This window comes from Nonomuraea mangrovi, assembly GCF_042681425.1.
GTDB lineage: Bacteria > Actinomycetota > Actinomycetes > Streptosporangiales > Streptosporangiaceae > Nonomuraea > Nonomuraea mangrovi.
Map to the genome: position 1 here is coordinate 1 of NZ_JBHUFV010000131.1, position 7,967 is coordinate 7,967.

The window sequence follows — 7,967 nt, forward strand, 5'->3', positions numbered from 1 at the left end:
CGGTCGGCACTCGGTCGCCAGGCTGCAGCTCACCTGTACGGATCCGGTCGCAAACGACCGCGTACGCCTGCCGCCACTTCGATCGACTCGGATGCACGCGATCAAGGATGGATGGGCGTACCAGGGCAAACATAGGGACACCCAGACGTACCATGATGCACGTAGGGATGGTTTAACACACCTTGACGTGGCACACTCGGGACAGGACTGCACATAGGTCGGGCCCGGCAGGCGTGCGACCGCCTGGAATTCCGGGCCCTTGATCGCACGTGGAGGTGCGACCCGTGATCGAGCCTACGACCCCCGCAGACGGCGCGAAAGCGGCAGATGAGCTGGAGCGCCCGCGCATCGGCCTGCTCGACCTCATCCTCTGGATGGTTCCAGGGCGCTCGGTCGGGATCAGCATGCCGCCCTCGGAGCCGTACGGCTCGCCCTCGACGCGGCACCCCTAGACGCGCTGCAGCGTCACCTGCAGCGCATGGGGTGGCCGGCCAAGGAGGGCTTGGACCGGCCACCCCGCCCCCCAAACGAAGAACGGCCCCCGCTCGGCGACTGCAACGCCGTACGGGGGCCTTGATCGCATCGGAGTGCGACCCGTGAAGAACGATAAGCGCCACCCCCAGGACGCGCCAGCACGCAACAGCAAGAAGAAGCTGACGGCCGCCGAGAAGCTCGCCGCCGCCGCCCAGGCCGCCGCCGACGTCCGCGCCTACGACACCAACCCCGACGTCATCGCCTACCGCATCGAGCGGATGCGCGCCCGCGTCGACAGGCTCATGTGGATCGGCATCATCCTCGGCCTCGCGTTCACCGCAACGAACGTTCAGCAGTTCGCCGCCGGGAACGCCGACCCCTGGTCGATCCCGTGGTGCATCGCCTGGGTGCTCGACCCCACCGTCTCCCTCATCCTCCTGGGGACGCTGCTCGGCGAGCAGATCATCGCCCGTCACCAGATCGAGGCCGGCGGATGGGTCCGCGCGACGAAGTGGACGGCGCTCGCCCTGACGTACCTGATGAACACCTGGGAGTCCTACGCCGCCAAGGACCCGGCCGCGATCCTCCTCCACTCCGTGCCGCCGATCATCGTCTTCTTTGCGGCTGAGGCAATCACCTCGCTGAAGCACGCGATCACCGAAGCCGTCCACAAGGCGTACGAGGCGGCCGCCGTACGGGCCGACACCCCCGACTCCGCGCCCGTACGTACGGCGCCCGTACGGCGAGCCCTCATCTTCCGTACGGCACCCCGCCCGGAGGCACCGCGTACGGTCCGCCTCGCCCGCACTTTCGCCTTCGTCAAGGGCATGACGGCGGAGCCCGCCCGCACAATACGGAGAGCCTTCACCTTTCAGCCCGGCGCCCGCACCGCACCCGTACGGCGGGCGTACGTGTTCCGTACGCCGTCCGTACCGGCAGGCCAGCAGCCCGTTGACCGGGACGCATTCGTGCGGGAAGTCACGGACGAGATCCTGGCCGCGGCCGAGCGCGGCGACCGGTGGGGCCCGGACTATGCGGAGCTGACGGCGCGCGCCAGGCGGTCCCGTAGCTGGGTGGAGAAGCGCGTACGGGAGGCCCGTACGGCGGTGTTCCGTACGGACAGGCGTACGGAGGTGGCCGCGTGAGCGCCACGGACGAGCTCGTGAGACCTCAGACGCCTCCCGACTTCTGGGGGAAGCCGAGCGCCGCCAGCAGGGCCCGTCATCACCTTCGGCAGGCGCAGTACGGCCGCCGTACGGTCCGCTTCGCCTACCGCACCAGCACGGTGCCGGTGGCGGGCACCAGCCTGCTCGCGCGGACGGCCTGGCGGTGGATCCGTGCTGACGACTACGCGGGCACCGACGACCTCAAGTTCCTGGAGGCCGTACGTACGCGGCGTCGGCGTACGGCGTGGATGGTCGGCAGCGGCTACGTCATCTCCTCCAGCATGGGCGCGTACATGGTGGGCGGTTCGGCCGCGCTGCTCGCCGCCGGGGCGGTCGTGACGGTCGGGACGGCCGCCGAGGCGACGAAGCGATTCAGGAACCGGCCGCGCGGGTTCGTCTTCCCCGGCAAGCGGAAAGGCACGCCGGGAGAGGATCTCGTTACCCGGGCGGCGATCGACGCCAAGCTCGGCCGCGCCGAAGGGATGAGGCTCGCCATCCCCGTGATGAACGAGGACGGCGGCTGGTCGACCATCCTGCAGCTGCCGCCCGGCCAGCGGGCCCGCGCCTGCCTCGGCAAGGAAGCCGACTTCGCCAGCGCGCTCGGCGTCGGCGAAAGCCAGGTGGTGTTCAAGCTGGTCGACGAACACGCTGGGCATCTGCACATCTTCGTCGCCAAGTCCGACCCGTTCCTCAAGGTCTACCAGTCGCCGCTGCTCGGCCGTACGGAGCCGATGGACTTCTGGGCCGGGATCCCGGCCGGGGTGAACGCGCGCGGCGAGGAAGAGCGGCTCAAGCTCGTCGACGCCTCCCTCCTGGTGGCGGGGGAGCCGCGCGCGGGCAAGAGCGCCGCGGTGAACGGGATCGTTGGCGCTGCGGCGCTTGCGGTCACGCCGAAGATCCACCTGTGGGACGGGAAGGGCGCCGGCGACCACAGGCCGTGGCGGAAGATCGCCCACACGGCGGAGAAGCGGAACGCGCCCGGCCTGCTCGCGCACCTGAAGAAGATGCAGGCCCAGATGGAGTACGTCTTCGACCTGCTTGACGACGCGGGCGGCAGCACGAAGCTGAACCCGGCGCTGTGCCGCCAGCTCGGCGTCGACATCGAACTCACCGTCGTCGACGAAACTCGCTACTACGTGGCGTCCCCCTGCGGTGCAGAGATCGTCGAGGCGATGGTCGACATCGCCTCCCGCGGCCCGGCCGCCGGCGTGCTGCTCGTGCTGGCCACGCAGCGGATGACGAAGGAGGGCATCCCTCCTGAGCTGAAGGGCGTGTGTTCGCTGCGGTGGGCGATGCGCTGCCCGGACGTCATCGCCTCCAACGCCGTCTTGGGGCCCGGGGCGGCTGGTGCGGGATACAACGCCTCCGAGATCCCGCGCTCGCACCGTGGTGTCGGCATCCTCGACGCCGACGGCGCCGACCCGGCCAAGCTGCGCTCCTACTTCCTCGACGACGAAGGCTCGGACCTGGGCGACGTCGCCGCGGTCGCCTACGAGCTGCGGCGCGCCGCTGGGACGCTGCCCGAGCGGGAGCAGGCGGTCGCCGTCGACCCGGTTGAGGAGATCCTGGCCGCGTTCGGGGAGGCGGAGCGGATGCACACCGTGGACCTCCTGGAGGAGCTCGGCGCCGGGTGGACCGCGGCCAGGGTCGCCGAGGTGCTGCGCCCGCACGGGGTCACGCCGGGCGACGTGAAGATCGGCGGTGTCAACCGCAACGGGTACCGGCGGGCCGACCTCGAAGCGCTCTTTGCGCCCGCATGAGAGGTCTACCGCGGCTCTACCGCGTCGGGAGGGTCTACCTCGCCTCTACCGCCTATGACCTGGGCGGTAGGGGCGGTAGACCCTCCCGGGCGCATCCCCTCATCCCTGCTTTCGGCCCTGCCCGGCAGGCCAGGAAGGAAACGTCATGGAACTGATCCTCCTCGGCGTCACGGCGTTCGTCCTCTACCTCATCTGGGATCGGCGGCGGCATCCGACGAAGCGCTGCCGCCCGTGCAAAGGCAGCGGCAAGAAGTTCTCCAGATGGAACGGTCAGGCGTACGGGGTGTGCCGCCGATGCGGTGGGAAGGGCGAGGTGCGGCGGTGAAGCGCCTGCGCGGGTGGAGGTTCTGGCGCCGGCGATCGCGGTATGACCCGACGCGCCCCCTGGACAAGTCGATGGCGGCCAGTGTCGCCATCATCACGGCCTTCTGGACCCTTCAGCATGAGCCAGAGCAGCGCACGCGGGTCTTCCGCGAGATCCTGGACGACGAGTCCTGCGAGGAGCTCGTAGCGGCCTTCGCCGTCATCTCCACCGCGCTGCTGAAGAACCTCGCCGATATGCGAGAAGAGCCGCCCGAGGCGCTCCTGCGCCAACTCGCCCTGGGTATCGCGAAGGGCAATAGGTAAATGGTCCCGAGGTCAGAGCATGGCGCGCTGCTCGTCGACGAGGCGCTGCACGAGCGTGGAAGCCCGCGCGGTCTCACGCTGGAGGATCTCCAGGGCGCGGAGCGCCTCGTCGAGGGACGGCTCGGTGGTGGCGTCCTTCGCGATCCAGATCTGGTCCAGGATGCCTTCGGCCGCGTGCCGCACTGGGTGGAGCACGCTGACGAGGGCGACGCGGTCGCGACCGTTCATGCAGGCCACCCTACACCTTTAGTCGAACAAACCTTCGTATCGTTGTCCATTTTTGGCCATGCCGATCACGCATGCCACGCCAACCACACCCGCCTCTGGAACGTCCCACTTTCACCCTTCTGATCGGAGACCCGCCTGATGACCTACCCGTACGGCTCACCCCAGCCAGGACCCGGCCCGTACCAACAGCACACGCAGCCCGGATACATCCCCCAGCAGTACCCGCCCCCGCCTGGGCCCGGCTACGGGTACGCGCCGCCACCGCCCCCGCCGCCGAAGAAGAGCAGCGCACCCCTCGTCTTAACCATCGTCGGCGTCGTACTGCTGCTGGTCTTCGGTGGCTGCGCCGTCCTGGTCTCCAACCTCGGCAACGCCAAGCGGACGGGCACCGCGGCCTCACAGGGCAGCGCAGGAGTGGTCGGCGAGCTGGTCCAAGACGGCGATCTGGCCTTCACCGTGCTGAAGACCGAGCGCAAGGACCGCGTCGGCAGCTACCGCTTTGGCGAGGAAGCCCAAGGTGTGTTCCTACTCGTCCATGTGCGGGTGGCGAATGTGGGTGACCAGTCGGAGTCGTTCTTCGGGAGCCGGCAGAAGCTGATCGACGCCGGCGGCCGGGAGTATGCGGCGTCCACGAAGGCAGCCATCTACCTGCGGGACTCCAACAGCCTCTACGAGAAGATCAACCCCGGCAACTCGGTTGAGGGCGTCATCGTCTTCGACATTCCGACAAGCGCGACGCCGACGATCATCGAACTGCACAACTCGGGGCTCTCCCAGGGCGCCAAGGTGAAGCTGCCATGACGATCCTCACCGGGTGGCGCGAGCAGTACGATCGCATGCTCCGTAGCCACAAACGCCTGATATCGCTAGCAAGCGGGTCCAGTGCCTCCAGCGACGAAGCCAAGGACGCCCTCTTCCACTTCTTTCAGGATGCGTTCCATCTCCGTGACTGGCTCTACCACGACACCGACCCCGGACTCAGGTCCAAGGTCGCGCAAGACGAGCTGAAATACAGCGCTCACAGCATCATCAAGACCAACCCCATCCTGCAGCTCTGCGCGGACCTGTGTAACGGCACCAAACACCTCCAGCTCGATCGTGCCGAAACCGGAGACATGGCCACCGGGTTCGCCACTCAATCGGTCAGAGTGCAGCCACCGACGCTCACCCTGGCGGCGTCGATCCCGGGCGCTACAGCGCAACCGGCCAACCCTGCAGCTCAACAGCAAGCTGTTGGCTTCCATCATTGGAGCGTCGAATCCAATCAGCAGACATGGGATGCCGTTCATCTCGCTCTGCGCGTTGTGCAGACCTGGGACGCCTGGCTCAAATGGAAGGGCCTGCTGTAGGCGCTTGCACGACGAAGAAGCCCCCGTCCACCCGAAGGCGGACGGGGGCTGTTTCATGCCGTACGGCTACCGCTGGGACTCAGGCAGGTCTGGCCGCGGCGTGTGCTTGGCGCGGAAGCCGAGCACCGCGGCGATCCCCGTGGGCAGCAGCGGGATGGTGATGGCCTCCAGCCAGTCCGGCCAGAACGCGATCAGCGAGTGGTCCGCGTCGACGGCCTGGAGGACGGCCAGGGCGGCGGTCGAGCCGATGTAGGAGCCGAACGCGGCCCACTTCACCTTGGCCTCGACCGGGGGTGTGCTGTGCTCGATGGGTGCTCCGTGCATGTCTCTCCTCCTCGGGAGATGACGAAGCCCCGGCCGGACGGCACGGGGCAGGGGTGTAGCGGGCTCAGGAGGTGGGCGTGGGGGACGGGCTCGCGGACGGCTTCACGCACGCGTAGGCCGGAACGCCGGCGGCCGCGTCGGCGCCGCGCGAGCAGATCGCGGTGACCCCGTCGAACGAGAGCTGGATCTTGGTGGGCATCTGGAAGGGCTTCGGCACGCCGTCGATGGACGGGACGAGGACCTTCCGCTCGCCCGTCTTGCACCGGCCGTACCGGGACGCCTGTAGGTTCCGCGCCTCCAGGACGCGGACGGCGCCCTTCGCGCTCACGCACAGCCCGTAGGACTTGGCGGGCTCCTTGGCGGCGACGGAGGCCGCAGCGACGCCGACGCCTCCCGCGAGGAGGACGGCGGTGGCGGCGAGGGCGGACAGCTTCTTGAACACGGAATCTCCTGTGCTCGGGGACATGAGAAAGCCCAGGCACTTCGGCCTGGGACGACTAGGGGGTGGTGCGGGCTACCAGGCGGCCGCCCACGTCTTCGGACCCACCACGCCGTCGACGGACAGCCCCTTGGCGCGCTGGAGGACCCGGGTGGTCGCGGCCGAGGTGGCGCCGTAGATGCCGTCGGCGGCGATCGTGTAGCGCAGCTGCGCCAGGCGCCGCTGCCACGCCGTGACGTCCTGGCCGCGCTGCATCGGTTGGCCATGCCGGTACTGCAGGTAGCGGCCAGGCCAGCGCGGCGGGGAAGGCGTGCGCGGGATCGGCGTCGTGTCGTCGGCGAGCGGCATACCCGCCTGCAGCCACCGGTACAGGACCGGGCCCGGGCAGGTGGTGGAGTAGCCGTCGCGGTGGCCGCGCACCTCCCGGCCGGCGCCGCGCTCGCGCAGGTAGGCGAACGCGTCATGAATGCCACGCAGCATCGCCGCGGTGGGCTGGATGAGACCGCGGTCGCCGAGCAGGGCGCAGATCGCGTAATGCCCCTGGTTGAGTCCGGGCCCGTTGGCGGCCGACAGGATGCGGGCGCCGCGCCCCTCGAACACGCGCCCGTGCGGGCAGACGAGCAGGTTGTACGCGATGTCAGTCCAGCGGTTGGTGCCCTGGTGGTAGGCCTGGATGCCCTGCACAGTGTCGAGGCAGCGAGAACAGGACTTGGCGAGGTCGGGGGAGACGAACGAGCCGACGTAGTGGAGTTTCGTGCCGCGCGCCGACGGCAGCGGGGACAGATGGCCTCGCGGGGATCGGGCCCGCCATTCGGCTCGGGTAACGAGGTCCACGGTCAACCTCCCTTGGTAAAGGACAGAATCGCGAGGATGAGGGAGGCGAGCGCGACCAGCGCGGCCAGCGAGGGGAGAGGCCATCGGCCCTTCTCTAGGGCGCGTAGCCGGGTCTCGTGGTCGCCGGAGACCCGCTCAGACGACTGGGTGAACGTGGAGTGCTGGAGCACGATCGCGTCGAGCTTGCCCTCCATGCGGATCAGCTGCTCACGGACGTTCACTTCATCACTCACGAAGGGCTCCCAAGCGGGGTAGGTACGGCTGGCGCCGCGGTGGAAGGGTCAGACGGTGCTGATGACGCCGGCGTTGCGCAGCGAGGTGAGCAGCGCCACGAACTTGTCGTGGTGCTCGTTGATCGCGGCGGACTGCGTGTTCGCGTAGCCGGTGGTGTAGCTGCCGGGCGCGTCGCCCATGACCAGCGTGGGGTTGGACACCGCGGCCCCGGCTGTGATCTGCCGGACCGTGCCGCTGGAGTCGATCACCCGGAAGCCGCCGGACACGGCGTAGATCGCGCACCCGCCCGACGAGGTCGCCGGCGTCGAGGAGTTGGGCAGGAACAGCGGCCCTGACGCCTGGGTGACGGGTGCGCCGGGCCGGGTGCGCGCCTGCGCCTCGAGTACTTCGATGCGGCGTTCCAGATCGCGGATGATGCGGGTCTGGTCGGTGCCGAACTCGTCGTACCTCACGGCACCTCCGCTTCGGTGATCAGCTTCACCTTGTCTTTGCCGCCGCTGTCCCGCTCGGCCGGGGTGAGCTCCCACCCGAT

13 protein-coding genes are annotated in these 7,967 nt (G+C 69.0%); 7 read left to right on the forward strand and 6 right to left on the reverse strand.

All coding sequences use genetic code 11. From position 1 onward, the window contains the following. The first annotated feature begins 284 nt into the window (after positions 1-284). From ACFSKW_RS54875 to ACFSKW_RS54895, 5 genes are all read left to right on the forward strand, one after another. Positions 285-452 carry a hypothetical protein gene (locus tag ACFSKW_RS54875; protein WP_379583896.1) on the forward strand — a complete coding sequence of 56 codons (168 nt, stop codon included), beginning with the start codon at positions 285-287 and terminating at the stop codon, positions 450-452. A gap of 144 nt (positions 453-596) precedes the next feature. Then, on the forward strand, positions 597-1,619 hold the full coding sequence (locus ACFSKW_RS54880) for a hypothetical protein (protein ID WP_379583898.1): 1,023 nt from the start codon (positions 597-599) through the stop codon (positions 1,617-1,619). Then, on the forward strand, positions 1,616-3,400 hold the full coding sequence (locus ACFSKW_RS54885; RefSeq protein WP_379583900.1) for a P-loop NTPase family protein: 1,785 nt from the start codon (positions 1,616-1,618) through the stop codon (positions 3,398-3,400). Before ACFSKW_RS54880 ends, ACFSKW_RS54885 begins: the two co-directional genes overlap by 4 nt. Before the next feature lie 145 nt (positions 3,401-3,545). Further along, the gene (locus tag ACFSKW_RS54890) at positions 3,546-3,725 is read left to right on the forward strand and encodes a hypothetical protein (RefSeq protein ID WP_379583902.1); all 180 of its coding nucleotides are present in this window, start codon (positions 3,546-3,548) and stop codon (positions 3,723-3,725) included. Then, positions 3,722-4,027, forward strand: a complete 306-nt coding sequence (locus ACFSKW_RS54895) for a hypothetical protein (RefSeq protein ID WP_379583904.1) — start codon at positions 3,722-3,724, stop codon at positions 4,025-4,027. Before ACFSKW_RS54890 ends, ACFSKW_RS54895 begins: the two co-directional genes overlap by 4 nt. 12 nt (positions 4,028-4,039) lie before the next feature. On the opposite strand, the gene ACFSKW_RS54900 is transcribed toward ACFSKW_RS54895, so the two are convergent. Further along, a complete protein-coding gene (locus ACFSKW_RS54900) occupies positions 4,040-4,255 on the reverse strand; it encodes a hypothetical protein (protein ID WP_379583906.1) in 216 nt (71 codons plus the stop codon). Between the two features lie 138 nt (positions 4,256-4,393). Between ACFSKW_RS54900 and ACFSKW_RS54905 the strand changes: the two genes are divergently transcribed. Further along, positions 4,394-5,056, forward strand: a complete 663-nt coding sequence (locus ACFSKW_RS54905; RefSeq protein ID WP_379583908.1) for a DUF4352 domain-containing protein — start codon at positions 4,394-4,396, stop codon at positions 5,054-5,056. After that, positions 5,053-5,604 (forward strand): hypothetical protein, encoded by a 552-nt coding sequence (locus tag ACFSKW_RS54910; protein WP_379583910.1) that lies wholly within the window; start codon positions 5,053-5,055, stop codon positions 5,602-5,604. Before ACFSKW_RS54905 ends, ACFSKW_RS54910 begins: the two co-directional genes overlap by 4 nt. A 66-nt stretch (positions 5,605-5,670) precedes the next feature. Here ACFSKW_RS54910 and ACFSKW_RS54915 read toward each other — a convergent pair whose 3' ends face one another. The 5 genes from ACFSKW_RS54915 to ACFSKW_RS54935 all read right to left on the reverse strand — a co-directional run bounded on the left by ACFSKW_RS54915 (position 5,671) and on the right by ACFSKW_RS54935 (position 7,887). Then, positions 5,671-5,928 (reverse strand): hypothetical protein, encoded by a 258-nt coding sequence (locus tag ACFSKW_RS54915; RefSeq protein ID WP_379583912.1) that lies wholly within the window; start codon positions 5,926-5,928, stop codon positions 5,671-5,673. A 64-nt stretch (positions 5,929-5,992) separates the two neighbouring features. After that, positions 5,993-6,370 (reverse strand): hypothetical protein, encoded by a 378-nt coding sequence (locus ACFSKW_RS54920; RefSeq protein ID WP_379583914.1) that lies wholly within the window; start codon positions 6,368-6,370, stop codon positions 5,993-5,995. Positions 6,371-6,442: 72 nt separating this feature from the next. Continuing rightward, positions 6,443-7,201, reverse strand: a complete 759-nt coding sequence (locus tag ACFSKW_RS54925) for a peptidoglycan recognition protein family protein (protein WP_379583916.1) — start codon at positions 7,199-7,201, stop codon at positions 6,443-6,445. A gap of 2 nt (positions 7,202-7,203) precedes the next feature. Further along, entirely contained in the window at positions 7,204-7,434 is a 231-nt protein-coding gene (locus tag ACFSKW_RS54930; protein ID WP_379583918.1) for a hypothetical protein, read from the reverse strand. 48 nt (positions 7,435-7,482) lie between these two features. Then, positions 7,483-7,887, reverse strand: a complete 405-nt coding sequence (locus ACFSKW_RS54935) for a hypothetical protein (protein WP_379583920.1) — start codon at positions 7,885-7,887, stop codon at positions 7,483-7,485. Positions 7,888-7,967: the final 80 nt, after the last annotated feature.

Excerpts from the sequence above, each read along its gene's own strand:
- ACFSKW_RS54890 (WP_379583902.1), top strand. The coding sequence starts at position 3,546 with ATGGAACTGATCCTCCTCGGCGTCACGGCGTTCGTCCTCTACCTCATC.
- ACFSKW_RS54900 (WP_379583906.1), bottom strand. The coding sequence starts at position 4,255 with ATGAACGGTCGCGACCGCGTCGCCCTCGTCAGCGTGCTCCACCCAGTG.
- ACFSKW_RS54905 (WP_379583908.1), top strand. The coding sequence starts at position 4,394 with ATGACCTACCCGTACGGCTCACCCCAGCCAGGACCCGGCCCGTACCAA.
- ACFSKW_RS54910 (WP_379583910.1), top strand. The coding sequence starts at position 5,053 with ATGACGATCCTCACCGGGTGGCGCGAGCAGTACGATCGCATGCTCCGT.
- ACFSKW_RS54915 (WP_379583912.1), bottom strand. The coding sequence starts at position 5,928 with ATGCACGGAGCACCCATCGAGCACAGCACACCCCCGGTCGAGGCCAAG.